The organism is Rhizobium sp. WYCCWR 11152 (assembly GCF_013087615.1).
GTDB classification, from domain to species: Bacteria; Pseudomonadota; Alphaproteobacteria; order Rhizobiales; family Rhizobiaceae; genus Rhizobium; species Rhizobium indicum.
Genome location: NZ_JABFCP010000021.1, coordinates 1 through 22,165 on the forward strand (window position 1 = coordinate 1; position 22,165 = coordinate 22,165).

At 61.7% G+C, this 22,165-nt stretch carries 27 protein-coding genes; 11 read left to right on the forward strand and 16 right to left on the reverse strand.

Annotated features, from left to right (window positions below; genetic code table 11):
* Window positions 1-217: 217 nt before the first annotated feature.
* Window positions 218-1,030: a hypothetical protein gene (locus G9X67_RS29870; protein ID WP_171600322.1), complete on the reverse strand. Its 813-nt coding sequence runs from the start codon at window positions 1,028-1,030 to the stop codon at window positions 218-220.
* 146 nt (window positions 1,031-1,176) lie between these two features.
* On the opposite strand from G9X67_RS29870, the gene G9X67_RS29875 reads away from it, so the two are divergent.
* The gene (locus G9X67_RS29875; protein WP_138387368.1) at window positions 1,177-2,052 is read left to right on the forward strand and encodes a helix-turn-helix domain-containing GNAT family N-acetyltransferase; all 876 of its coding nucleotides are present in this window, start codon (window positions 1,177-1,179) and stop codon (window positions 2,050-2,052) included.
* Between the two features lie 322 nt (window positions 2,053-2,374).
* Here G9X67_RS29875 and G9X67_RS29880 read toward each other — a convergent pair whose 3' ends face one another.
* Window positions 2,375-3,406, reverse strand: a complete 1,032-nt coding sequence (locus G9X67_RS29880) for an aldo/keto reductase (RefSeq protein ID WP_138387369.1) — start codon at window positions 3,404-3,406, stop codon at window positions 2,375-2,377.
* A gap of 134 nt (window positions 3,407-3,540) precedes the next feature.
* Here G9X67_RS29880 and G9X67_RS29885 point away from each other — a divergent pair, with 134 nt between their 5' ends.
* On the forward strand, window positions 3,541-4,161 hold the full coding sequence (locus G9X67_RS29885; RefSeq protein ID WP_138387370.1) for a TetR/AcrR family transcriptional regulator: 621 nt from the start codon (window positions 3,541-3,543) through the stop codon (window positions 4,159-4,161).
* A 29-nt stretch (window positions 4,162-4,190) separates the two neighbouring features.
* On the opposite strand, the gene G9X67_RS29890 is transcribed toward G9X67_RS29885, so the two are convergent.
* Window positions 4,191-4,844: a class I SAM-dependent methyltransferase gene (locus G9X67_RS29890; RefSeq protein ID WP_171600323.1), complete on the reverse strand. Its 654-nt coding sequence runs from the start codon at window positions 4,842-4,844 to the stop codon at window positions 4,191-4,193.
* An 87-nt stretch (window positions 4,845-4,931) separates the two neighbouring features.
* Between G9X67_RS29890 and G9X67_RS29895 the strand changes: the two genes are divergently transcribed.
* A complete protein-coding gene (locus G9X67_RS29895) occupies window positions 4,932-5,576 on the forward strand; it encodes a TetR family transcriptional regulator (protein WP_171600324.1) in 645 nt (214 codons plus the stop codon).
* Window positions 5,577-5,834: 258 nt separating this feature from the next.
* On the opposite strand, the gene G9X67_RS29900 is transcribed toward G9X67_RS29895, so the two are convergent.
* Window positions 5,835-6,038: a hypothetical protein gene (locus G9X67_RS29900; protein ID WP_138387373.1), complete on the reverse strand. Its 204-nt coding sequence runs from the start codon at window positions 6,036-6,038 to the stop codon at window positions 5,835-5,837.
* Window positions 6,039-6,317: 279 nt separating this feature from the next.
* Complete coding sequence (locus tag G9X67_RS29905; RefSeq protein WP_138329015.1) at window positions 6,318-6,959, reverse strand: dihydrofolate reductase family protein; 642 nt, start codon at window positions 6,957-6,959, stop codon at window positions 6,318-6,320.
* 90 nt (window positions 6,960-7,049) lie between these two features.
* Here G9X67_RS29905 and G9X67_RS29910 point away from each other — a divergent pair, with 90 nt between their 5' ends.
* Window positions 7,050-7,571 (forward strand): helix-turn-helix domain-containing protein, encoded by a 522-nt coding sequence (locus tag G9X67_RS29910; RefSeq protein ID WP_138329016.1) that lies wholly within the window; start codon window positions 7,050-7,052, stop codon window positions 7,569-7,571.
* A gap of 25 nt (window positions 7,572-7,596) precedes the next feature.
* Here the strand turns inward: G9X67_RS29910 and G9X67_RS29915 are convergent, their stop codons facing one another.
* From G9X67_RS29915 to G9X67_RS29925, 3 genes are read right to left on the reverse strand one after another with little or no spacing between them, the layout of a single operon-like run.
* Window positions 7,597-8,400 (reverse strand): ABC-2 family transporter protein, encoded by an 804-nt coding sequence (locus G9X67_RS29915; RefSeq protein ID WP_171600325.1) that lies wholly within the window; start codon window positions 8,398-8,400, stop codon window positions 7,597-7,599.
* A 2-nt stretch (window positions 8,401-8,402) separates the two neighbouring features.
* Window positions 8,403-9,203 carry an ABC-2 family transporter protein gene (locus G9X67_RS29920; protein ID WP_171600326.1) on the reverse strand — a complete coding sequence of 267 codons (801 nt, stop codon included), beginning with the start codon at window positions 9,201-9,203 and terminating at the stop codon, window positions 8,403-8,405.
* Window positions 9,200-10,201 (reverse strand): ATP-binding cassette domain-containing protein, encoded by a 1,002-nt coding sequence (locus tag G9X67_RS29925; RefSeq protein ID WP_138329019.1) that lies wholly within the window; start codon window positions 10,199-10,201, stop codon window positions 9,200-9,202. Before G9X67_RS29925 ends, G9X67_RS29920 begins: the two co-directional genes overlap by 4 nt.
* Window positions 10,202-10,363: 162 nt before the next feature.
* Between G9X67_RS29925 and G9X67_RS29930 the strand changes: the two genes are divergently transcribed.
* A complete protein-coding gene (locus G9X67_RS29930; protein ID WP_138329020.1) occupies window positions 10,364-10,906 on the forward strand; it encodes an NADPH-dependent FMN reductase in 543 nt (180 codons plus the stop codon).
* A gap of 15 nt (window positions 10,907-10,921) precedes the next feature.
* Here the strand turns inward: G9X67_RS29930 and G9X67_RS29935 are convergent, their stop codons facing one another.
* On the reverse strand, window positions 10,922-11,068 hold the full coding sequence (locus G9X67_RS29935) for a hypothetical protein (RefSeq protein WP_012757973.1): 147 nt from the start codon (window positions 11,066-11,068) through the stop codon (window positions 10,922-10,924).
* 141 nt (window positions 11,069-11,209) lie between these two features.
* On the opposite strand from G9X67_RS29935, the gene G9X67_RS29940 reads away from it, so the two are divergent.
* The 3 genes from G9X67_RS29940 to G9X67_RS29950 all read left to right on the forward strand — a co-directional run bounded on the left by G9X67_RS29940 (window position 11,210) and on the right by G9X67_RS29950 (window position 14,334).
* The gene (locus G9X67_RS29940) at window positions 11,210-11,881 is read left to right on the forward strand and encodes a response regulator transcription factor (RefSeq protein ID WP_138329021.1); all 672 of its coding nucleotides are present in this window, start codon (window positions 11,210-11,212) and stop codon (window positions 11,879-11,881) included.
* Window positions 11,881-13,233 (forward strand): HAMP domain-containing sensor histidine kinase, encoded by a 1,353-nt coding sequence (locus G9X67_RS29945; RefSeq protein ID WP_171600327.1) that lies wholly within the window; start codon window positions 11,881-11,883, stop codon window positions 13,231-13,233. Before G9X67_RS29940 ends, G9X67_RS29945 begins: the two co-directional genes overlap by 1 nt.
* Before the next feature lie 201 nt (window positions 13,234-13,434).
* A complete protein-coding gene (locus G9X67_RS29950) occupies window positions 13,435-14,334 on the forward strand; it encodes a DUF3313 domain-containing protein (RefSeq protein WP_171600328.1) in 900 nt (299 codons plus the stop codon).
* A gap of 130 nt (window positions 14,335-14,464) precedes the next feature.
* Here the strand turns inward: G9X67_RS29950 and G9X67_RS29955 are convergent, their stop codons facing one another.
* The 3 genes from G9X67_RS29955 to G9X67_RS29965 all read right to left on the reverse strand — a co-directional run bounded on the left by G9X67_RS29955 (window position 14,465) and on the right by G9X67_RS29965 (window position 16,467).
* Window positions 14,465-15,055, reverse strand: a complete 591-nt coding sequence (locus tag G9X67_RS29955; protein WP_171600329.1) for a GNAT family N-acetyltransferase — start codon at window positions 15,053-15,055, stop codon at window positions 14,465-14,467.
* A gap of 154 nt (window positions 15,056-15,209) precedes the next feature.
* On the reverse strand, window positions 15,210-15,719 hold the full coding sequence (locus G9X67_RS29960) for a BA14K family protein (protein WP_171600330.1): 510 nt from the start codon (window positions 15,717-15,719) through the stop codon (window positions 15,210-15,212).
* A 265-nt stretch (window positions 15,720-15,984) separates the two neighbouring features.
* Complete coding sequence (locus G9X67_RS29965) at window positions 15,985-16,467, reverse strand: BA14K family protein (protein ID WP_171600331.1); 483 nt, start codon at window positions 16,465-16,467, stop codon at window positions 15,985-15,987.
* Between the two features lie 479 nt (window positions 16,468-16,946).
* Here G9X67_RS29965 and G9X67_RS29970 point away from each other — a divergent pair, with 479 nt between their 5' ends.
* The gene (locus G9X67_RS29970; protein ID WP_138329026.1) at window positions 16,947-17,156 is read left to right on the forward strand and encodes a hypothetical protein; all 210 of its coding nucleotides are present in this window, start codon (window positions 16,947-16,949) and stop codon (window positions 17,154-17,156) included.
* Window positions 17,157-17,521: 365 nt separating this feature from the next.
* Window positions 17,522-17,953 carry a terminase small subunit gene (locus G9X67_RS29975; RefSeq protein ID WP_246413052.1) on the forward strand — a complete coding sequence of 144 codons (432 nt, stop codon included), beginning with the start codon at window positions 17,522-17,524 and terminating at the stop codon, window positions 17,951-17,953.
* Between the two features lie 23 nt (window positions 17,954-17,976).
* Here the strand turns inward: G9X67_RS29975 and G9X67_RS29980 are convergent, their stop codons facing one another.
* From G9X67_RS29980 to G9X67_RS29990, 3 genes are all read right to left on the reverse strand, one after another.
* Window positions 17,977-18,186 carry a hypothetical protein gene (locus tag G9X67_RS29980; RefSeq protein WP_138330007.1) on the reverse strand — a complete coding sequence of 70 codons (210 nt, stop codon included), beginning with the start codon at window positions 18,184-18,186 and terminating at the stop codon, window positions 17,977-17,979.
* A gap of 195 nt (window positions 18,187-18,381) precedes the next feature.
* Entirely contained in the window at window positions 18,382-18,663 is a 282-nt protein-coding gene (locus G9X67_RS29985) for a hypothetical protein (protein WP_138329027.1), read from the reverse strand.
* A gap of 43 nt (window positions 18,664-18,706) precedes the next feature.
* On the reverse strand, window positions 18,707-19,543 hold the full coding sequence (locus tag G9X67_RS29990) for an alpha/beta hydrolase (protein ID WP_138387383.1): 837 nt from the start codon (window positions 19,541-19,543) through the stop codon (window positions 18,707-18,709).
* Window positions 19,544-20,152: 609 nt separating this feature from the next.
* Between G9X67_RS29990 and G9X67_RS29995 the strand changes: the two genes are divergently transcribed.
* Window positions 20,153-21,109 (forward strand): trypsin-like peptidase domain-containing protein, encoded by a 957-nt coding sequence (locus tag G9X67_RS29995; protein WP_171600332.1) that lies wholly within the window; start codon window positions 20,153-20,155, stop codon window positions 21,107-21,109.
* A 37-nt stretch (window positions 21,110-21,146) separates the two neighbouring features.
* Here the strand turns inward: G9X67_RS29995 and dusA are convergent, their stop codons facing one another.
* Window positions 21,147-22,112, reverse strand: coding sequence for a tRNA dihydrouridine(20/20a) synthase DusA (gene dusA / locus G9X67_RS30000; protein WP_246705469.1), 966 nt, complete (start codon window positions 22,110-22,112; stop codon window positions 21,147-21,149).
* Window positions 22,113-22,165: the final 53 nt, after the last annotated feature.

Below are 22,165 nucleotides of genomic sequence, written 5' to 3' on the forward strand. Positions count from 1 at the left end.
ATGACACGCATCTCCGCCGCGCAGCCCCTTTATACAGCAACGGCAACGTACAAGGATGAGGGACGTTGTAGGATGCCGCACTTCCAATAGATACCGTTGGTGAATGCCGCACCAGCGTTGAAGTGAGCCTCATCCCAAGGTGCGATCCGCTGAGCATCCGCGTTTGGCGGACGAACCGCCGATCCCGAGGGTCTGGGCCAGAGGGCCGGCGAGAGGGTTACTCGACCTGGATATGAATATGGTCGTCGTGGCGGGCGGCGCGGCAGCCTTGAAAGCGGATATGGCTATCGGAGATGCCGAGCGCGTTCTTCAGATGCGGCTCGATGAAGATCTTCTGCAGGCCGAAGCGCGTCACACCTTCGCTGGTCAACCAGCCGATCGCGGCCGATGTGCGCTGCTCCTCGATCCGATAGGCCGGAAACAGAGGCTGCAGCGCATCGAAGTCCCAGCGGGTGGTAAGCCAGTCATTGCGCCCTTCGCACGGCAGTTCGTCGCCGGGGGCGGGTTGCTCGAAGGCGAAATAGCCGATCGGGGAGCGGGTGGCGCCATTCAGGAAGGCGCCGTCCACATCCTTGTAATAATAGGCGAAGTCCAGCTTTTTTCCGTCGGCATGCGACAGGTGCGGCAGCAGCGGAAAGCCTCTCACGAAGGGGAAATTCGCATCCAGCGCGACGGTGACGGTTCCAGGAAATTCCCTGTCCATGTGGGCGGCAAGCGCCTTTGCCAGATCGTGCACCTCGGGTGTGACGTAGTTGCGGTTCAGCAGGCAATAGATCGGGGAGCGGACCACGAGCCGGTCCGCGGCGTCGGCGATGCAGGAGAGGGGAACCCGCCCGAAGATCGGCGCGGCGAAGCTCGCCGCAAAAGTGGCGCCGGCATAACAAAGCAGGAAGATCGTCAGCTTTGCCAGAAACCGCCGCAAGCCCCAGGAGCGTGAGGCGGTCAGCGCCAACAGATAGGCGATGCCGCCGATCTGCGTCAGCAGCGTCAGGATGAGAACGATCAGGGCGTGAAGGGCAAAACGGAACACGGGAAGGCCTTGTGGACGTTGTCGTTCCCATAGGCGAGGCGATGCTGCTGTGCAAGGCGGATGGGGGGAAGTGCGCGGCTCATTTATGCCCTTCCGTTGAGTGCTCCGAATTGACAGGATCAATTATCTGACTAAAGTCAGACAATATGACCTACGATCCTGTCTCTCGTGTCCGTCGCTTCAACCGTGCCGTCACCTCCGAAGTTGGCGCTCTCGATACGTCTTTCCTCGGACGCGGCCGTCCGCTGGGTGCTGCCCGCGTCCTCAATTCGATCGGGCGGGGGCAATCGGATGTTGCGGTGATCCGCGATTATCTCGGTCTCGACTCTGGCTTGATGAGTCGCCTGCTGCGCAGTCTGGAAGAGGAGGGACTCATTGAGACGGTGCCGAACCCTCAGGACGCGCGTCGCCGCGTTGCCAGGCTGACCGAAACCGGCCGTTGCGAGTTTCAGGCTTATGAAACGCTTTCCAATGCGCAGGCGAAATCGTTTCTGGCGCGCCATCGTCGCCCGGACGAATTGCTGCGCGCCATGGATATCGTCGCTTCTTCGCTGAGACGTGAGCAGATCGTGTTCGAGCAGAAAGACCCGCGACACGAGGACGCCAGCTATTGTCTCCGTCAATACTACGGCGAACTTGCACGCCGCTTCGAGAAGGGTTTCGATGTATCGCTTTCTCGCGATCCCGACGCCGAGGATATGATCCGTCCGCGCGGTGCGTTCCTGGTGGCCATGTCGGATGGCCTGCCGATCGGTTGTGTCGGGCTGAAGGGCAACGGCGGCGAAGTCGCGGAGATCAAAAGGCTCTGGGTTGCTCCATCCGCGCGTGGCCTTGGGCTCGCAACGCGTCTTATGACGGCCGCCGAGAACGTCGCCCGCGAGTTATCCATCAAGCTCCTGCGTCTGGATACAAATAGCGCGCTGCCCGAGGCGACGCAGCTTTATCGTGGAACCGGCTGGAGTGAGATCGATCGTTTCAATGACGATCCGTACCCGGACACGTTCTTTGAGAAACGCCTTTAAGTGAAGGTGCTTTTGAGTGCGAACGGCTGACTTCTTGGCCTGATTTGTAATGATCCATTGTGCCATCCGACCCGCGATAGGAGATGGTGACTGTTTATGGCAGACGCTGCCGACTTCTCCTCCCTCATTCCTGTGCTTGTCACAGGAATCCAGCGCGCCCAAGTCCTTGGGCGCGAAAGAGTTTGTTCCTTAGATAAGAGCCATTCACGGCGCCGACGCGCCGTGGCTGGATTCCTGTGACGGGCACAGGAATGAGGGAGGGGGAGGTGGCGTTCGAGCCAAAACTTGCTGCAGCAGCGCAAGGGCTACGCTCATCCGAGGATCAGGCGGCGAAGCGCTCCGTTATCGGGCGGCGGCGCAGGTTCGGCTGCGTTACCGCAGGCGGGTTATAGGCCGCCTCCAACGGGCCGGTGTCGGTGCCGGGCGGGACGATCGCGTCGATCCGGTCGAGGATTTCGTCCGTCAGGCTTACCCCGGCGCCGGCAAGCAGATCGTCGAAGTGCTCCATCGTGCGCGGGCCGATGATCGCCGAGGTGACGGCGGGATGGGCGATAGCAAAGGCCATCGCCATGTGCGCCAGCGAAAGACCTGCCTGCTGCGCGAGCGGGATGAGCCGTTCGACCGCGTCCAGCCGGCGCTCGTCGTTCATCTGCTTGGGGAAGCGTTTGGCGCGGGCGCTGTCGGGTTGCGGTGCGCCCTTGCGATATTTGCCTGTGAGCATGCCCATCGCCAGCGGGCTCCACACCATTGCGCCCATTCCGTAACGCTCGCAGGCGGGTAGAACCTCGCGTTCGATGCCGCGGTTCAGGATCGAATAGGGCGGCTGCTCGGCGCGGAAACGTGCCAGATCACGGCGCTCGGAAACCCATTGCGCCTCGATAATCTCCGAGACGGGGAAGGTCGACGATCCCACGGCGCGCACCTTGCCCGTCCGTATCAGGTCGGTGAGGGTCGATAGCGTCTCCTCGATATCGGTATCGGGTGCCGGCCGGTGGATCAGGTAGAGATCGATATGGTCGGTCTGCAGGCGACGGAGCGAATCCTCGACTGCGCGGATCAGCCAGCGGCGCGAATTGCCCTGTCGGTTCGGGTCGTCGCCCATCGGCAGATGCGCCTTGGTGGCGAGCACGACGTCGTCGCGCCGTCCCTTGAGCGCCTTGCCGACGATCTCCTCGGATTCGCCGCGGCTGTAGATATCGGCAGTATCGATGAAGTTGACGCCGGCATCGAGAGCCTTGTGGATGATCCGGATCGAATCCTCGTGGTCGGGATTGCCGGCGGCGCCAAACATCATCGCGCCGAGGCAATAGGGGCTGACCTTGATGCCGGTTCTTCCAAGCGTGCGGTATTGCATGGTCTGTTCCTTTTATTGGGAGACGAACTTCGTGCGCATCGATGTGGCCAACACCGTCGCGCTGTGTTAAATTGCGTAAACGGAACCGCATTCCGTTTATATACGGAACTTTGTTCCGTTTTGCAAGCGAGTGAATGATGAGCGACGAGAGGAAAGAGCAGGAAGACGGCTGGAAGCCCGGGGAAAGGGTGGACAGGCGCGTGCGCGCCGACGCCAAGCGCAATCTCGATGGGCTGCTTCAGGCGGCATTGACGGTGTTTGCGACCTCCGGCGTCGATGCCCCGGTGCGTGAGATCGCGGAGAAGGCTGGTGTCGGCATCGGCACCGTTTACCGGCATTTTCCCGAGCGTTCCGACCTCGTCGTCGCCGTCTTCCGCCGCGAAATCGACGCCTGCGCCGACTCTGCGCCGATCCTTGCCGCCGAATATGCGCCGGGCGAGGCGCTAGCCAGATGGATGCAGCGTTTCGTGGATTTCATCGCGGCCAAGCGCGGGCTTGCGGCGGCCCTGCACTCCGGCAATCCGGCCTTCGATGCCTTGCCCGCCTACTTCCAGCAGCGGCTGCAGCCGGCCCTTCGCTCGCTTCTCGACGCCGCCGCTGCCGCCGGCGAGGTCCGCACCGATATCGCCGCCGAGGATCTTTTGAATGCGGCCGCAAGTCTCAGCATGCACGCCTACGCCCAAGGGTCCGAACATGCCCGGCGCATGGTGTCCCTGCTGGTCGACGGGCTGCGCTACGGCGCCGTACAGCGGTGAAGCCCCGACAATGAAACGGGCCGTTGTCATCAGGTCCGCATCGACAGCTCGATTTCCTCTTCGAATGGCGTCGAGAGGTAGCCAGCCGCGGGCGAGCGCACGCGGGCGAGGTATTCCGGGCAGAGGTCGGCATTGTCGGCGACGATGAGGGCGCCCGGCGTCAGGCGGTCTTCCACCAGTTCCAGAATATCGCGATAGAGCGCCTTGGCTCCGTCGAGGAAGAGCAGGTCGATCGTTTCCGGGAGATCCGTACTCAGGGTCTCAAGGGCATCGCCTTCACGGATCTCGACGAGGTCGATGAGGCGGCCGGCCGTCAGGTTGGCGCGGGCGCGGGCCAGCTTCGACGGCTCGAACTCGCTGGTGATCAGCCGGCCGCCGCCATTGTCGCGCAGCGCGGCTGCGAGATGGAGGGTCGAGATGCCGAAGGATGTGCCGAATTCGACGATCGTTCGTGCGCGGCTGCTTCGCGCCAGCATGTAGAGCAGCACGCCGGCCTCTCTGGAGACGGGAAGCCAAAGATCCTTCAGGCGCCCGTAAAGGTCGAGATATTCGGTCTTGCTGCCGATCAGGCGCATCCGCTCATCGCCTGACAGCCCCGACATTGCAGGGCTTGTCGCCGTATCAGCCTCCTCGAACAGGCCGTCGAGCAGGGGCGCCAGCGGGGCGGTGGTCAATGTTGTCATGTAAAATCTCCTTGTGACAGGTTCTTGTGTCGAGTGGAAAATACGAGTAATTCGTCGCATCTGCTATTCGCATTGCGTAGCGCTGCCATGACCGAACGTCCAAGAGCCCGGATTTCCTCACGAAAACAGCCCAAACAGGCCCGTTCGGCAGAGCTCGTGGCGGCGATCCTGGATGCCGCTGCTCAGGTTTTGGAGCGGGAAGGCGCCCAGCGCTTCACGACGGCGCGGGTGGCCGAAAGGGCCGGCGTCAGCATCGGATCGCTGTACCAATATTTCCCCAACAAGGCGGCGATCCTCTTTCGGCTGCAAAGCGACGAATGGCGGCAGACGACGGACATGCTCGGCGGCATCCTTGCCGATGCGCAAAGGCCGGCGCTCGAAAGGCTGCGCCGCCTCGTTCATGCCTTCCTCCGCTCGGAATGCGAGGAGGCGGCGATGCGCGTGGCGCTCCATGATGCCGCGCCTCTTTATCGCGACGCACCGGAGGCACAGGCGGCGAGGGCATCGGGAGACCGCATCGTCGATGTGTTCATGCAGGAAGTGCTGCCTTGCGCGACGGAGGCGACCCGGGCACTTGCGGGCGATTTGATCACTACGACGCTTGGCACTGTGGGCAAGCAATTCTCGGAGGCTCCGCGGAGCCCTGCCGAGATCGACGCCTATGCCGACGCCTTGGCCGACATGTTTTGCGCCTACCTCGAACGGCTTGGGTCTGGCCGGGGCGGGGCATAACGTTCCCGGCTGCGCAACCTGGCTTGCTCCTTCTTCTCCCCTGCGGGGAGAAGGTGGCCCGAAGGGTCGGATGAGGGGGCTGCACGGGATGCCCTTCACGATTGCCCTTCGCTTACGCTCAGCGCATTCGCGGCTTTGCCGCTCAACCCCCTGCCGGCACCTTCTCCCGCCGGGGAGAAGAGGCATGCGGCGACGCCTCACCCTTCGGCAAGCGTATCCTCACATCTGTCGTGGGTTTCGATGGGTGGATGTCGGGTCCTACCGCTCGTCCAGTTGCTTCGACAGTTCGGCAAAAAGCCTGTCGCAGTCGGTGTTCATCTGGACGAGATCGACGGCGACGGTGATGGCGTGGCGTCCTTCGATGCTGTCGATGTCGAGCTTCCTCTCGCAGCACCATTGCCGAACGGCATCGGTGACGATGGTTATTTCATCATCGTTGAGCGAGATGAGCGACAGGAGCATCTTCGTACCCTCCATGAAGCGGCAAGAGCACCTATAGTCTCTCAAGCGGTCGTGTCGATGATCCGATGGCGTTTACTCTACGCCCATTCCACAGCAATACCACGGCCATTTTGACACGGTTTGGTGACAGCCGAACGATCCCGACAGGCGGCCGTCAGAGCGGTACCTGCCAGGATTGCTTGATCTTCTGCATCGGGATTTCCGTCTTGATGTTGCGGACGCCTTCAATGGGGCCGAGGTGTTCCATCTGGAAGCGCCTAAGATATCGACCGGGCTCGTTTATTTCGCCAGCACGATATGCGTGGCGTGTTCGGTTGCGACATGCTCGGCGACGCGGAAGCCGAGGGCCGGGAGGTCGATGCCTGTGAACATTGCTTCGCCCTTGCCGAGGACGACGGGGGAGATGGCGAAATGCAGTTCGTCGATCAGGCCGGCCTGCAGATACTGACGGACGGTGCTGACGCCGCCGCCGATTTTCACATCCTTGCCGCCGGCCGCAGCCTTCGCCTTGTCAAGCGCTTCCTCGACGCCGCCGGTAATGAAGTGAAACGTCGTGCCGCCTTCCATGACGATGGGTTCGCGGGGATAATGCGTCAGGATATAGGTCGGCGCGTGATAGGGCGGGTTCGGTCCCCACCAGCCCTTCCAGGCATCATCCGGCCAATCGCCGCGGATAGGGCCGAACATGTTGCGTCCGAGAATGAAGGCGCCGAAATTCGCCATGCCGCGGGCCGCATAACCCTCGTCGACGCCTTCAGAACCGCCGTCCTTTCCGATCATCGCGCGGAAGGTGCGGGTACGGAAAAACCATTCGAACATCTCCGTTCCCCGCTTGCCCAGCGGATCGTTCATGCTTTGCTCCGGCCCGGCGCCGAAACCATCCACGGAAAGGGAAAATGCTGCGACACGCACCTTGGACATGCTGCTCTCCTCCATCTGATTGCGGATCGAAACTAGTTGCGTTGTCGCATAAGTGATCCTATATTGCAACCAGTTTTAAGGAGAGAATTCGTGGATATTGAACTGCGGTCGGGCTGCCCGATCAACCTGACGATGGAAGTGCTGGGCGATCGGTGGAGCCTCATCATCATCAGGGACATCATGTTCGGCAACCGCCGCCATTTCCGCGATCTCCTAACCCATTCGGAAGAGGGGATTGCCTCCAACATTCTGGCCGCCAGGCTGAAGCGTCTGCTCTCGCTCGGATTCATCAGCAAGCGGGACGACCCCAGCCACAGCCAGAAAGCGATCTACAGCCTGGCGGAGCCAGCGATCCAGCTCGTGCCCGTCTTTGCCATGATCGGCGCCTGGGGACGACGGCATCTGCCTGTGAGCGAGGAGTTGAGCATTCGCGCGCAGCTTCTCGAAGAAGGCGGGTCGCCGCTGTGGGGCGAGTTCATGGAGGATCTCCGGCAGATCCACATCGTCGATCCGATCGGTGGCGCCAACGGTACATGCACCTCACCCGTACTGGCCAAGCTGACGGCTGCGTTCCTCGAGGTCCGCGCGAGATCGTTGTCGCAGGCATCCTGAATATACAGGAAAGTAGTCGGCCCGATCAGCCGCCGGCACCCTGGTACTTGCCGGTGGCATACCGCCAGTAGGCGATTGATATCAACACCCAGATCGGGCCAGCCACAAGGGATGCAAGCCCGGCCCAGTCCCCGAGGCTCGGGATGGGCTTGCCGAGCAGGGCGCCGACGGGGACAGAACTGGTGAGGGCCAGCGGAACCGCGGTGATGAGGATGGTCTGGATGCCGCCGGGGAAAATGTTGAGCGGGTAGCGCGTCAATTCCCAAAAGCCGAAGAAGATCGAGAACAGGTGGTTGGAGCGCACCCAGATCAATGCCGTGGCGCCGATCATGGTGATGAGGGCAGCGGTCAGCAGCGTCGCGCTGAGGAGCGCAGCAATAAGGAACGTGGCGGACCAGACCGACCAGGCGAAGTCGACGGACAGAACGGCCCAGCCCATCAGCGCCACCGCGAGGATGACGTGGCCGGCATAGCCGATATTGAGGCCGGAAAAGACCAGATAGGCCCAGGGGCTGAAAGGCTTGACCAACAGCGTGTCGAAAGTGCCGAGCCGCACCAGTTCTTCGAGCTCGCGCAATTGCACGAAGCTCATGGCAGCACCCAGCGAATAAGCCAGCAGCTGGAAGCTGAACAGCAGCGCCAGCTCCGGCCAGGTCCAGCCGCCGAGCGTGTCGAAGCGGGCGAGCAGGATGCCGATGGTGGCGAAGACGCTGCCATAGGAAAGGATCTGCGCAAGACGGTCGAGCCAGAAGGCGCCGCGATATTCCATCTGGGAGCGGACATGCATCCGGACCAGCAGCGGAAGGACGCGCAGGTGATGAATGAGCACGATCAACCTCCTTGCACAGTGATGCGGCCGGAGGCGCAGCGCCACAGCCAAAGGACGCCGGCAAGGAACAACGCGGCCCAGCCGAGACCGAGGCCGAGATGGAGCCAGACATCGGCCGTGGAAAGCCTGCCGAGATAGACAGCATTGGGATAATAGACCACCCAGGCGAAGGGCAGGTGGCGGGCAATCGTGGCCAGCGGTTCGGGGAAGAACCAGAACGGTATCAGCAGGCCCGAGAATAGTTGAAGCAGGGCGCCCAGGATCCAGTCCAGCGAGAAGCTCGTCATCAGCCAGAAGGCGATGAGGCCGAAGAGCGCCGACATCAGGAACAGCAGCGTAAAGGACAGCGCCCAGAAGGCGATGAACATCAGGCCATCGAATAGGCTTGCCGGCGGCAGCATGCCGTAAAACAACGCGGTGAAGACGACGGTCGGAATGACCTGGGTCATCAGGCGATAGCCGAAACTGCCGCATTCGTTGGCGAAAAGATAGAGCGGATAGGACAAGGGCTTGAGCAGCCAGACCGCGATATCACCTGTCTTCAGCGACCGGCCGATCTCGCCGATGATCCTTTCAGGGCGGGTTGCGCCCATCACCGCGCCGCCGAGCAGGGCATAGGTCACCATCTGCTGCAGGGAAACGCCGTCGACCACGATTGCGCTGACGCCGGCATAGGCCGCCTGCCAGATGGCGACACGCGCGAAGGCCTGCACGAGTTTGCCGAAGATATTGGCCCATACTTCGTTGCGGTAGGCGAGTTGCGAGTGGAAGGAACTGCGCGCGAAGGCGAAATAGGCGCTCATGATGCCCGGGCCTTGGCATTGCGGCCCTGGTAGAAGGTGCGGATGACCTCTTCGATGTCAGGTTCCTGCAGCGCCACATCCTTGAGATCGCGCCCGTTGCCGACCTCCGACAGGATCGCGACCAGCGAGATGTCTTCACGCTCGATGAGATAATTCTTGCGCAAACCCTCGTCGCTGACGAGGACCGCGGTGCGCAATGGCAGCGGTCCAGGGTCGCTGGCAAATTCGAGTGTTAGCCGCCGGGCCGAGCCCAATGCCGCGCGCAGGCTCTTCAACTCACCGTCGAAGATGAGCCTGCTATGATCGACCATAATCAGCCGCGGGCAGATGGTTTCGATGTCCTGCAGGTCATGGGTGGTGAGGATGATGGTGACGCCGCGCTCACGGTTGATCTCGGCGAGAAAACGCCGCACGGCATCCTTGGCGACCACATCAAGACCTATGGTCGGTTCGTCTAGAAAGAGGATCTTGGGGTCGTGCAGCAGTGACATGACGATCTCGGCGCGCATGCGCTGGCCGAGGCTGAGCTGGCGCACTGCGCGGTCGAGAAAGGGCGTCAAGTCGAGCAATTCGCTGAAGCGCCGGAGATTATCCGCATAACGGGCGACGGGGATGTCGTAGATGCGCTGATGCAGGGTAAAACTGTCGACCAGCGGCAGGTCCCACCACAGCTGGCTGCGCTGGCCGAAAACGACGCCGATCTCGCGGGCATTGTCCATCCGCCGCAGATGTGGTGTCCGGCCGAGGACCGAGAGCGTGCCGTCGCTCGGCACCAGGATGCCGGTCATCATCTTGATCATCGTCGATTTGCCGGCGCCATTCGGACCGAGATAGCCAACGGCTTCGCCCGCCGTGATGTCGAAACCGATGTCGGAAACGGCCAGAACTTCCGTATATTCGTTGGTCACCAAAGTCTTCAGCGCGCCCAGCAGGCCCGGAAATCTCTTGTGCTGCCGGAAGCGTTTGCTGACGCCCCGCGCCTCGATCAAAGCCGACATGTGTATTTCCTCAAGGGGTAATTCGAGCCGATTCGCAGCAGCATCCAGGCTAACGCGGGGCTCGGTCAATTCAAGCTAAAGTCGCTTTTCGGGCGCTACTCAATCACGCCTAGCCTAGTCTTTTGCGTTGACAGCCACGATCAATCATTTCCTGTTGGGGTCATGAAGATTCTCGCAATATCCGGCAGCGCCCGGCGCAATTCCACCAATACCGCCATGCTGCGGGCTGTTCGCACCGTAGCGCCAAATGAGATCGAGATTTCGATCTTCGACGGCGTGGGGCGGTTGCCGGTATTCTCGCCCGATCTCGAGGGAGAGCACCTGCCGGAGGTGGTGTGGGATTTCATCGATGCGATCGCCAAGAGCGACGGGGTGATCATTGCCAGCCCGGAATATGTCCGATCCATCCCGGGCGGCCTCAAGAATGCGATCGATTGGCTCGTATCGGGAGATGAGATCGTCCATAAGCCGATCGCGCTGCTGCACGCATCGCATCGAGGCGACGACATGCTGGCCGGTCTTCGAAAGATCCTTGAGACCATCACCGACCGGTTCGCGGGCGATATCTTCCTCCAGCTTCCTCTGATGAAACTGGAACCGGCCGAAGTGTTCAGGACCGTCGAAACAGCGGAGAACCGCTCCAAGGTGCAAGCCTATCTTCAGGCGTTCTCGGCCCATTGGATGGCAGACACTAAGACCGCCTGAGATTCGCTCACTCTATCATCGGACATCCATCAGCAGGCCGTTCTCGAATGCCGTCTTTTCGTGAAGCGTGTGCAGAATGACGAGCGGGGCAGCGAGCAGCGCGGCAAGGATGAAGGCGGAGAGGAAGTGTCTTGTCAGGAGACGAAGGATAGGTCGGATCATTCTTGATCTCCAGCTGCTGCGGATATTCTTTGTGCTGGACCTCAACAATTGCGGCAGCATGACCGGCTGCCTTGCAAGCTCCGCAATGCTGCCGCAACCCTTGTGGCAGACAGAAGGGGTGAGCGAGACAATGGACGGGCGATGCGGATACTGCTGATAGAGGATGAGAGGGAGCTGGCCGAGGCGCTGTCGGCCGCACTCGGCAAACATGGGATCGTCACCGATCACACGATGCATCTGGCAGACGCCGTCGAGTTGACGCGGCAGAATGGCTACGATGCGATTCTGCTCGACCGGCGCCTGCCCGACGGAGAGGGGCTGACCTTCATTCCCGAGCTCCGGCGGACGGGCAAGGATACGCCGATCATCGTGCTGACGGCGCTGAACGAGCCGAGGCAGCGGATCGAAGGCCTCGACCTCGGGGCCGACGACTATCTCGGCAAGCCATTCCTGGTCGAGGAGTTGATGGCGCGGCTGAGGGCCGTGCTGCGGCGATCGCCTGAACTGGCCGAACTTAAGATCACGGCCGGGCGAATGGTGATCGACCCGCTGCATCTCAGCGTCACCGTCGATGCCGTGCCGCTCGATCTGCCCCGGCGCGAACTTCTGGTGCTGGCGGCACTCGCAAGGCGCAAAGAAAAGACGGTGCTGCGCTCGACGCTGGAGGCGGCGGTTTATAACTACGAGGAGGAAATCCAGTCGAATGCGCTCGACGCGCATATTTCACGGTTGCGCAAGCGGCTGATCGATGCCGGCGCGGGTGTTGCGATCCACAATATCCGCGGTGTCGGCTATCTCATGAAGGAAGAGTGATGGCCAAGGCGCAATCCGCCAATCCGTCGCTTTGGTGGCGGCTCAGCTGGCAGCTGAGTATCGTCTTCGTTGCTGTGGTGGCGGCTGTCATCGTCGGGCTCTGCGTCTACGGCGCGATGATCCTCTCGCCCAATGTGGGCACGGAGGATGAGCTTACCACGGTGCTCGACGAAGCGTTGGGGCGGGAGACTGACGGCAGGCTCGTGATTACCGACAGCCCGCGTCTGAGGTCGTTCAAGGCGGAAGCCGAAGGACTCTGGTTCATCGTCGCGGACCAGGATGGGCGGACGGTCTCATACGGCGCGATCCCCCAGGCTTATCGCGGGCTTGCCGACTATATCCGTCTCATCAAGGAGGGTGACATTCGTGGCGCCAGGGAGACGGACGAGAGCGCGGCGATCGACGCGATCGAAACGCGGCTCGGCACCTTCAGGGTGATGTATGGTGGAGACCCGAGCAGGAGCTCGACCTTCCTGACCATGCTGATTGAGACCTATCCCATCTACATACCGCTGCTTGCGGTCTCCCTGCCGGCTGTCTTCTTCGCCGTGCCGCGGATCGTCGGACGCGCGCTCCGGGGGATCAGCGACTTGGCGCGCGAGGCGGCTGAGATCGAGCCGCGCCGGCATGGCGCGCGCCTTCCCGTGGACGGCATTCCCCGGGAAGTGGCGCCGCTGGTGAACGCCTTCAACGGCACGCTGGAGCGGCTCGAGAGCGAATTCCGGAAACGCCAGCGATTTCTGATGGACGCGGCGCATGAGCTTCGGACCCCTATCGCCATCATGCAGACGCGGATCGATGGCATGCCCGACGGGCGCGAGCGGCAGCGGCTGCTCGACGACGTGGCGCGGCTTGGGCAGGCGGCCGAGCAGTTGCTCGATTTCGAGCGCAACGATCAGGCGACTGACCTCGACGAACCCGTCGATCTCGTCGAGATCGCCCGAATGACGGTTGCCGATCTCGCGCCGCTGGCGATTGCCGCCGGCTATCAGATTTCGTTTCAGAGCGAGGTCAAGAGCCTGAAACGCAAGGGCAGCCCTTCGGCGCTACCGAGGGCGGTGAGCAACCTTGTGCGCAACGCCATCGACCATGGCGGCAACAGCGGCATGATCACGGTTTCGGTGTCGCGCTCGTCTTCCGGCGGCGGCCGGATCACGGTCGCCGACGAAGGGCCTGGCATTCCGGCCGAACATCGGGAGCTGGTGTTCGAGCCGTTTTATCGCGTCACCCCGAAGAGCAGGGGCGCCGGTCTCGGCCTCAGCCTCGTCAAACAGGTCGCCGCAAATCATGGCGGCGAGGTCAGCATCGAGAGCAGCGCTGTCGGGACGCGGGTGGTGATCGAACTCGCATAGGTCAGGTTTGCTTGAGCAGCATACGCCCTGGTTCTGACCAGGAAGGCTCAGGGGAGCGATCTGTAATGTTGCGGCAATTGTCGACCGCCACTTTCGCCCGACACTAGAGCGCCGCGCGTCCGACAAGATGCGCCAAGGACGCTCTAGCGCTTTAAACCTGCGCATAATCCTTTCCGAAAATCGATTTCGATTTTCGGGGTTATGCGCTATCGGCGACGGAGGCCAGACAGCGTGCGCAGCAATCCATTCCCATTTTCCCTCCCACTGGCGTCGAGAGGCTTGGCCCTCGCTCTGCCGCTGGCGCTCGCCATGGCCGCGGCCGGTTGCAGCTCGGTGCCGCTAAAGGAGGCCGGCACGCTTTCTTCCTATGGTAATCTCGGCGCGCCGAAGGGCAAGCTGTCGAAATCGCGCGTCTATGTCGATGGGACGCGCCTTAGCCCGGCAAAGACGGCGAGCATCGTGCCGACGACTTTCGCTTTCAGCGCCGCGACCCGCGTCAAATCGAACGCCGACCGCGTGATGGTGGCGAACGCCCTGGACCGGGCGCTCTGCATTTCGCTCAGCGACAAATACCAGTTGGTCTCTGCCGGCCAGCCGGCGGATCTGACGATCCGCTCGGTCGTCACCGACATTGTGCCGACCAACAAGGCGATGGCTGGTGTTTCGACCGTCGTGACCGTCGGCACCGGTTTCGTACTGCCCGTCAGCGTGCCCCGGCTGCCGGCCGGCCTTGGCGGACTGGCGGTCGAGGCGGAGGCCGTCGACAGCGGTGGCGTGCAGCGGGCGGCAATCGTCTGGTCGCGCGGGGCAAACTCGCTGCAGAACAACCCCCGCGTTTCCGAAGTCGGCGATGCCTATAGCCTGGCTTCGAAATTCAGCAGCGAGTTTTCCCGCATGTTGATCAAAGGCAAGGAGCCGAAGGGAATGGATATCTCGCTGCCCTCAGGGCAGCGGATGAAATCCTGGCTCGGCGGCAAACCGAAATACGCCGCCTGCGACGCCTTCGGCCGGCCGCCCGGACTGATGGGGGCCGTGGCCGCCAAATACGGCGCGCCGCCGCAGTGGACCGAGAAGAAGCCAAAACCAGCCGCGACCTATTGAGAGAATCCGGCGCCGGCGCCCGACAAGCCGGCGCTATCAGCACTCAGCCCGCCCCAGGCTGACGGGACGGGCGGAGCAAGGGCGGGTAAAGCCCGTGCTCCGTCCGTCTGCAAATCCGTCGCGCTTCACGTCAGCCGGCGGCTCCGGGCTTCAGCCAGAAATACAGTTTGATCTGATCGGGCCTGTCGGAGGGATGCGGGCCGCGCATGAAGAATTCGCCGCCATTACGCTCGATCACGCGCCGCGAGGCGTCATTGTCCTCGTTGCAGAGGATGACGAGTCGGTCGAGGCCTTCCTTCGCCGCGACACCCAGCAGAAGGCTCAGTGCGGCGGTCGCGTGGCCATTGCGCTGTTTCCACGGCACGACGGAATATCCCACATGGCCCGAGACTTCCGGCGGCAGCTCTTCGGTGCCGGCTTGAAAGCGCAGGCTGATGCTGCCGCAGAATTCGCCATCCCAGATCCAGAACAGACGGGTGGTGAGAGGCGGCGATCCGGAACCGGTGCATCGCCTGCCATCAGGAATGAGATTGCCGAGAAACCTTGATCTGTCCTGGCGCAGCCGCTGAAACTCACCGTAAACATAGGCTTCATCGCCCGCGCGGCGCGGATCGGGAGACCAGCCGGCGGCGAGTGCCGCCTCGAAGCCCGACAGGTTTTCCAGATCCGGCGGCAGCAGGATGACGGGGCCGACGGGCTTTGCTGTTTCTACCGATGTCATTTCGCCCCTAGGTTCACGTCGCCCAACTAAGCGGGTCGACCAATCTTGGCCGCGCAGACAAGCACGGCCGACCGGCGATTGGAAGCAACGGGCTTTCGGCCATCAAAAAAGCCCCGCATCTTCATGCGAGGCTTGCTCTGATGGATGGACCGGATTAGCGGCACTGGCGGCGCGGCCCGTAGTTCGGCTGGTAGGTATTGTCATAGGCGCGGTATGACCGGTAGCGGCTATAGCAGTATTCCGCATGCGAAGAACCATAGGCACGTGCGCGCGGCTGCGAAGCGATGATGCCGCCGAGGAGGGCACCGGCTGCCAGGCCGCCGATTATGGCACCGTTATTGTCATATCGGTTGTCATATCGGCGATACCGGCGATCCCCGCCATAGCGGTCGTCACGGTCGTAGCGGCGCTCGCGGTAGCTTCGGCGGTCGCGGTCACGGTCGTTGTCGCGATCGCGGTTGCGGTAGGACCTGCGGTTATCGCCGTCGCGCGAGCAGACGATGGAGTATGGGTTGCAGGCGACGGACATGATCTGGGCATCGCTATTTTGAGGCGCCGACTGGGCCGATAGCATCGGGCTTGGCACGAAGGCCGGGGCTGCCGAGGCAGGCACTCCCGAGAAGGCCGTCGCTATCGACAGGGCAATGATGCCGAATTTGTTCATTTCACTCACCTTGGGTCAACGGATTTATCGGGGGGATAACGCGGGGGAAGGGAATAGGTTTCATTTTGGGATAGGGAGGGGTTATGTATGTGCGTATCTGCTAACGTACCATGCTTTCATACATATAGAGCTGGTCGATAGGGGCAAGGCGATTTGCTGGACGGCGTGGCAGTCTACGGTGTCGCTGGTAAAGCCGCGTAACGGGTTTTCGGGTATCAAAAAGCCTCGCATCTTCATGCGAGGCTTGCTCTTATGGACGGGCCGGCTAGCGGCACTGGCGGCGTGGGCCGTAGTTCGGCTGGTAGGTATTGTCATAGGCGCGGTATGACCGGTAGCGGCTATAGCAATACTCCGCATGCGAACCAGAACTATAGGCACGTGCGCGCGGCTGCGAAGCGATGATGCCACCGATGATGGCGCCGGCCGCCAAGCCGCCAATGATGGCGCCGGTGTTGTCGTGGCGGCGGTACCGGCGATCGTAGCGGCGATCCCAGCCATAGCGGTCGTCGCGGTAATAGTTCCGGTCGCGATAGTTATGGCGGTTGCGATACCACCTGCGATTATTGCCGAACTGACCCGGGCAGTTCGTGAAGTTGTTGCAGCCAATGGTCATGATGCGTGCATCGGTGCTTTGAGACGTCGGCTGCGCCGATTGCACCGGGCTCGGCACGAAAGCCGGCCCTGCCGAGGCCGGCAGTCCGGAGAAGGCCGTCGCTATCGACAGGGCAATGATGGCGAATCTGTTCATTTCACTCACCTTGAGTAAACGGATGTATCGACGGGATAACGCAGGGGCAGGGAATAGGTTTCATTTTGGGATGGAATGAGGCGGTGTATGCGCGTTTGTGCTAACATAATAGGCCTGTGCACCACTACCGGACGGCAGGAACCGACCGGTCCTAAAACGCTGCACAGCTTCGCCACCGCCAATGGGCGGGAATGTCTGAGAAGATCGCACCGACGACGCGGCGCAGACGAACTTTACTCTTATCGAAGCTCAATGTCGGACGGCTCGTTCGGGGGCCGGCATGTGCGTCGAAAGCGCGACAGCAATCTCTCTTGAAATCATAGAGCGGTTTCTGGTGTTCAATATTAAAACGGCGGTCAACCTCATGTGTAACGAAGTATTAACTTCGTTTGGTAACCAGATATTAAGACTTTCCTTGAGCTGTTTTGCTGTTTCTGTTTTCGTGCGCCGGCAAATACTCTGAGGTAAGGGGCTTCCACATGGCGCAACCGACGCAATACATCATCATGGAGCCGCTGGGTGGCATGACCGATCTCGACTCCATACGCATGAGGCTTGCCGAGGTCGGGCTGGCCCGCGAGGCGTTCTCCCTGGATTCGGATGCAGGCCGACTCAGGCTGACCTTCTGGGAGCCGGATCGAATTGAGGCATTGCGCATATTGGCGCGGCTGGATCATTCCAATCCATGATGATCGGGCACCCTCCGGGAAGAGAGAAACGTGACGTGCGCGATCGGCAGAGAATAATTTTGAAGGGGAGCAAAGACAAAATGACAACGATCAGTTTCCGACGTCCCAAGCCATCGGTGTGGAGCCGCGTGGTCGAAGCGCTTCGTGCGCTGTTTTTCGCTGGCGTATCCGGAGAATGGCATTGGCACGGCGATGTCCTGCGTCGCCGGCTTTCCGACGGCACGATAGTGACCAGAGAGCCGACTCCGGGGGAGATTTACAACAGGGACAGAGGTCTGGCTTCGTAGGGCCTTCCCCGCGGCGCGCTTTTCACCCTGCCACCATCTCCCGCTACCATCGCCCTCTCATCGAGGGCACGATCACCAATGGCAGAACTGACGCCGAGGCAGCGCCTGTTTGTGGCGGAATATCTGAAGGATTTGAATGCGAAGCACGCGGCGGTGCGGACGGGGTATAGCGGAAAGTCGCGTGCCAATGGCAACCGCTTGATGGTGAATGAGGCTGTGCGGGCGGAGATTGAGAGAGCCTTAGCGCCACGTCTTGCCGAGACGGAGACTTCCGCCGAGTGCGTGCTTGTCGCCATTGCCGACATCGCGTTTGGTGATGTCCGTGACGTGTTCGATGACAAGAGGGCGCAGAAGGCGCCTTCGGAGTGGGATGAGCGGACGGCGGCAATCGTTGTGGGGCCGGAGATCGGCACCTCGGCCAGGGGCAAGGGGGAGGTGGTGCATGTGGCGAAGATCAAGCGGGCGGACCGGTTGCGGGCGCTGGAAAGGCGGTGTCGGACTCGCAGCTAGCTCGACGTCTCAAGCTATCAGGCTCACCTTCCGCCGGCCAGCAATCGAAGCTGGTTCTCGTCATGCACACCCTGGCGGTAAAGCTCGATGATGAGGGCGCCTAAGCGGTCGGCCTCTTTGCCTGATCGGTCGACCTTTAGCCCGCTACAGAGAGCTTCATGGACACGCCTGCACACATCGAGGTCCTCGGAGGCGAGCGGTTCGTCACGCGTGCTGAACAGCTTGTCTGACATCGCAATCTGCCCTTTTTGGATGCCGTGAATCGCTTTCGTGAAAAAAAGATAATTTCGCGATCTTTGCTCTGCAAGATGGGCGAAGGTCCGAAATTCAAAAACTATTCGGGGCCTCGCACGGCAAGACGCGGGCGAGGGCTTCAGGGCATGGATATGGGGCGATCCGTGTGTCTGCCTGATGGATAGATGAGTGTGCTACTTGGTTGCGGGGTCCTTGGCGCGTTGCTGCGACAGGCGCAGCTCTTTCAGCCGCTTGGTTTTTTCGAGGCGGGCCCGCTGCTCCGCCTCGATGGTTTCCTTGGCGGCGCGCTCGGTGTTTTCGAAACGATCCTGCCGGTAAGCCTTTGATGAGGGTTCACGTTCTCTTTTCATGGCCGCTAAACGCAAATCGGCGAAAACGGTTTCATGGGAAAATGAGTCTCTGGCCGTCAATCGATCGACGTGGCCAGAACGCCGGCGTGCAGGATGGCAAGCCATCGTGGCAACCGGGCGCCTGATCGGCGCCCGGCAACATCACGGATCAGCCTTTGATGAAGGCGAGGATGTCGGGGTTTATGATATCGGCATGGGTGGTGCACATGCCGTGCGGGAATTTCTCGTAGACCTTCAGCGTGGCATTCTGCAGCAGCTTGGCCGAGAGCGGGGCGGAGTCGGCGATCGGCACGATCTGGTCGTCATCGCCGTGCATGACGAAGGTCGGCACGGTGATGATCTTCAGGTCTTCGGTGAAGTCGGTTTCCGAAAAGGCCTTGATGCCGTCGTAATGCGCCTTGGCGCCGCCGATCATGCCCTGGCGCCACCAATTGTTGATGATCGGTTCCGACACTTTCGCGCCCGGCCGGTTGAAGCTGTAGAACGGACCGGCCGGCAGATCGCGATAGAATTGCGAGCGGTTGGCGGCGAGCTGCTTGCGCAGGTCGTCGAAGACTTCGATCGGCAGGCCGCCGGGATTGGCATCCGTTTTCACCATGAGGGGCGGCACGGCGCCGATGATCACAAGCTTGGCGACGCGGCCCTGCGGCTGGCCGTGGCGGGCGACATAATGGGTCGCTTCGCCGCCGCCGGTGGAATGGCCGACATGGACGGTGTTCCTGAGATCGAGATGCTCGACGACGGCTGCGGCATCGGCGGCGTAGTGATCCATGTCATGACCGTCGCCCACCTGGGTCGAGCGGCCATGGCCGCGCCGGTCGTGAGCAACGACGCGGTAGCCCTTCTCAAGGAAGAACAGCATTTGGGCGTCCCAGTCGTCGGAGCATAGCGGCCAGCCGTGATGGAACATGATCGGCTGGGCGCTCTTCGGCCCCCAATCCTTGTAGAAGATCTCGACGCCGTCCTTGGTTGTGACTGTGCTCATCTTTTGGCTCCGTTGTAGGGGTTGGTTTGGATTCATGCGGTCAGAAGTTTGCGTCGTTGCGGGTAGAGTTGGCGAGGCTATGAGCGCCGTTGCGCCGGAGGCTAGGGGCAAGAAGGCCGCGCTTGATCAACCGGCTCGGAATATGTTGATGTGCTTATTGAATGCCTCTTTCTATTCTGTTGATATGACAGAAGTTTGTATCTGTCCGCGAGATGGGTGTAGCACCTGGCCATTTCGCATGACGCGAGGGGCTGGGTGATCCTCGCTTGGCTCTTCGCGCTGTGAACATTTCTTTAATCCACGGTATCTCGACTGTCGGCCCCTCAGGCTAGTTCATAGCGAAGGTGACTGTTTTTAGCGGCGAACGTCTGTAATGAGCCATTTTTTTATTATTCGTTCAATATATCCATCCGGGTAGTTCAATATATCTGTCCGGGGTAGGTGTGTTCCCGTTCTGCCACCGCATGCATGCCGCTGCCGGCGCTCACTTGAACACGGTTCATCGTCCAACCATCTAATCCTCATAGAACAGCGCCATGGCGGACCGTCGCAATCGCGACGGCTTCGCCGGCGACGGGACGGCCGTTATTGCCGCCTGAGGATCAAATCATGGGTTACATGGATAAGGACATAGCGCCTCAGAATGATGGGGCGCTGATCGATGCCTATTCGCAATCGATCGCAGCCGCAGTCGATATCGTCGGGCCGGCAGTCAGCCGGATCGAGAGGGTGGGAGGCCGGCAAGGGCACGGGTCGGGCTTCGCTATTTCGCCTGACGGTCTGATCATCACCAACAACCATGTCGTCGACGACGCCAAGGTCGTTCGCATCACCACGCCTGACGGTTTCGTCACCGAGGGCCGCGTGCTCGGCCGGGATGTGGATACCGATATCGCCCTCATTCGCGCCAATACAAGCACCGGCGCCTGGGCGAAGCTCGGAGACTCCCAGCGCCTGCGCAGGGGGCATATCGCAATCGCGATCGGAAACCCACTCGGCTTCGAATGGACTGTTACCGCCGGTATTGTCTCGGCGCTCGGCCGGTCGATGCGGGCTGCCAGCGGCCGGCCGATGGAGGATGTCATCCAGACCGATGCGGCGCTCAATCCCGGCAACTCGGGCGGGCCGCTGGTGTCTTCGGGCGGGAAGGTGATTGGCGTCAACACCGCCGTCATCCAGGGGGCGCAGAGCATCGCCTTTGCCGTGGCGTCGAACACGGCCAACTTCGTGGTTTCGGAGATTCTTCGCTATGGCCAGGTCAGGCGCGCCTTCATCGGCATAGCAGGCGATACGATCGTGCTGCCGCGCCGGGTGGCGCTTGCGGCGGGCACGGTGCAGACGACCTCCGTTCGTATCCGGCGCGTCGAGCCGGAGGGGCCGGCGGCAAAGGGAGGGCTGCAGGAGGGCGATTATATTCTCGCCATCGATGGCAGCCCGGTCGGCGGCGTCGATGATATCGTCCGATTGATGGATGGCAGCAGGATTGGCAGGGATACGGAAATCCTGGTGTTCTCGGTGACGGGCCGGATCGAGAAGAAGATCTTGCTGCCGATGGCGCGGTCCTGACGCCGCGCTTCGGCGCCGTGACAAGACGTCACTTACGTCAGGCGCTGACCGCCTCCTGCTCGGTCCCCGAAAAATCCACTGCCGCAAAGGCTGCCGCCAGCACCTCCGGCCCGGCGCCGGCTTTCGCGGCATCGGTGGAGAGGATCTGGCGGTAGCGGCGGGCGCCGGGCAGGCCGGTGAAGAGGCCGACCATGTGGCGGGCCACGTGCTGCAGCCGGCCTCCGCTGGCGATGTGGCGTTCGGCATAGACCATCATCCGGTTACAGAGTGCCTCCCAATCCGGTTCGGCCGCAGGCGCGCCAAAGAAGCGCTGGCCGATGTCGGCTAGGATCGCGGCATTCTGATAGGCGGCGCGGCCGAGCATGACGCCGTCGACATGGGCGAGGTGGGCTGCGGCTTCGTCGAGCGTGCGGATGCCGCCGTTGATGCCGATGAAGACATTGGGCCAGCGCTGTTTCATCCGGTAGACGATCTCGTAGTCGAGCGGCGGGATCTCGCGGTTTTCTTTGGGGCTCAGGCCCTTCAACCAGGCCTTGCGCGCATGGATCCAGATCGCGTCGGCGCCGGCGTCGAGAACGCGGGTAATCAGCTCGGGCAGTGCCTGTTCCGGGTCCTGCTCGTCGACGCCGATCCGGCATTTCACAGTCACCGGCACGGTCGCAACCCTCTTCATAGCCGCGATGCATTCGGCCACCGTCTCCGGCGTCAGCATCAGGCAGGCGCCGAAGGTGCCAGACTGCACGCGGTCGGAGGGGCATCCGACATTGAGGTTGATCTCATCATAGCCGTAGGGTTCGGCGATCTTCACCGCCTCGGCAAGCTTTGCTGGGTCCGATCCGCCGAGCTGCAGCGCCAGCGGGTGCTCGGCGGCGTCATGACCGAGCAGCCGGTCGCGCGGGCCGTGGATGATCGCATCGGCCACCACCATCTCGCTATAGAGCAGCGCCTCGCGGCTGATCTGCCGGTGGAAATAGCGGCAATGCCGATCCGTCCAGTCGATCATGGGCGCCACGGCAAATATTTTATTCTTATAATACAATGATTTACCCGGATTTA

What these genes read in the sequence shown, in the direction of transcription:
- G9X67_RS29875 (WP_138387368.1), top strand. Translation starts at nt 1,177, where the DNA reads ATGACCTACGATCCTGTCTCTCGTGTCCGTCGCTTCAACCGTGCCGTC.
- G9X67_RS29880 (WP_138387369.1), bottom strand. Translation starts at nt 3,406, where the DNA reads ATGCAATACCGCACGCTTGGAAGAACCGGCATCAAGGTCAGCCCCTAT.
- G9X67_RS29885 (WP_138387370.1), top strand. Translation starts at nt 3,541, where the DNA reads ATGATGAGCGACGAGAGGAAAGAGCAGGAAGACGGCTGGAAGCCCGGG.
- G9X67_RS29890 (WP_171600323.1), bottom strand. Translation starts at nt 4,844, where the DNA reads ATGACAACATTGACCACCGCCCCGCTGGCGCCCCTGCTCGACGGCCTG.
- G9X67_RS29895 (WP_171600324.1), top strand. Translation starts at nt 4,932, where the DNA reads ATGACCGAACGTCCAAGAGCCCGGATTTCCTCACGAAAACAGCCCAAA.
- G9X67_RS29900 (WP_138387373.1), bottom strand. Translation starts at nt 6,038, where the DNA reads ATGCTCCTGTCGCTCATCTCGCTCAACGATGATGAAATAACCATCGTC.
- G9X67_RS29905 (WP_138329015.1), bottom strand. Translation starts at nt 6,959, where the DNA reads ATGTCCAAGGTGCGTGTCGCAGCATTTTCCCTTTCCGTGGATGGTTTC.
- G9X67_RS29920 (WP_171600326.1), bottom strand. Translation starts at nt 9,203, where the DNA reads ATGAGCGCCTATTTCGCCTTCGCGCGCAGTTCCTTCCACTCGCAACTC.
- G9X67_RS29925 (WP_138329019.1), bottom strand. Translation starts at nt 10,201, where the DNA reads ATGTCGGCTTTGATCGAGGCGCGGGGCGTCAGCAAACGCTTCCGGCAG.
- G9X67_RS29930 (WP_138329020.1), top strand. Translation starts at nt 10,364, where the DNA reads ATGAAGATTCTCGCAATATCCGGCAGCGCCCGGCGCAATTCCACCAAT.
- G9X67_RS29935 (WP_012757973.1), bottom strand. Translation starts at nt 11,068, where the DNA reads ATGATCCGACCTATCCTTCGTCTCCTGACAAGACACTTCCTCTCCGCC.
- G9X67_RS29940 (WP_138329021.1), top strand. Translation starts at nt 11,210, where the DNA reads ATGCGGATACTGCTGATAGAGGATGAGAGGGAGCTGGCCGAGGCGCTG.
- G9X67_RS29945 (WP_171600327.1), top strand. Translation starts at nt 11,881, where the DNA reads ATGGCCAAGGCGCAATCCGCCAATCCGTCGCTTTGGTGGCGGCTCAGC.
- G9X67_RS29950 (WP_171600328.1), top strand. Translation starts at nt 13,435, where the DNA reads ATGCGCTATCGGCGACGGAGGCCAGACAGCGTGCGCAGCAATCCATTC.
- G9X67_RS29955 (WP_171600329.1), bottom strand. Translation starts at nt 15,055, where the DNA reads ATGACATCGGTAGAAACAGCAAAGCCCGTCGGCCCCGTCATCCTGCTG.
- G9X67_RS29960 (WP_171600330.1), bottom strand. Translation starts at nt 15,719, where the DNA reads ATGAACAAATTCGGCATCATTGCCCTGTCGATAGCGACGGCCTTCTCG.
- G9X67_RS29965 (WP_171600331.1), bottom strand. Translation starts at nt 16,467, where the DNA reads ATGAACAGATTCGCCATCATTGCCCTGTCGATAGCGACGGCCTTCTCC.
- G9X67_RS29970 (WP_138329026.1), top strand. Translation starts at nt 16,947, where the DNA reads ATGGCGCAACCGACGCAATACATCATCATGGAGCCGCTGGGTGGCATG.
- G9X67_RS29975 (WP_246413052.1), top strand. Translation starts at nt 17,522, where the DNA reads ATGGCAGAACTGACGCCGAGGCAGCGCCTGTTTGTGGCGGAATATCTG.
- G9X67_RS29980 (WP_138330007.1), bottom strand. Translation starts at nt 18,186, where the DNA reads ATGTCAGACAAGCTGTTCAGCACGCGTGACGAACCGCTCGCCTCCGAG.
- G9X67_RS29985 (WP_138329027.1), bottom strand. Translation starts at nt 18,663, where the DNA reads ATGGCTTGCCATCCTGCACGCCGGCGTTCTGGCCACGTCGATCGATTG.
- G9X67_RS29990 (WP_138387383.1), bottom strand. Translation starts at nt 19,543, where the DNA reads ATGAGCACAGTCACAACCAAGGACGGCGTCGAGATCTTCTACAAGGAT.
- G9X67_RS29995 (WP_171600332.1), top strand. Translation starts at nt 20,153, where the DNA reads ATGGGTTACATGGATAAGGACATAGCGCCTCAGAATGATGGGGCGCTG.
- dusA (WP_246705469.1), bottom strand. Translation starts at nt 22,112, where the DNA reads ATGATCGACTGGACGGATCGGCATTGCCGCTATTTCCACCGGCAGATC.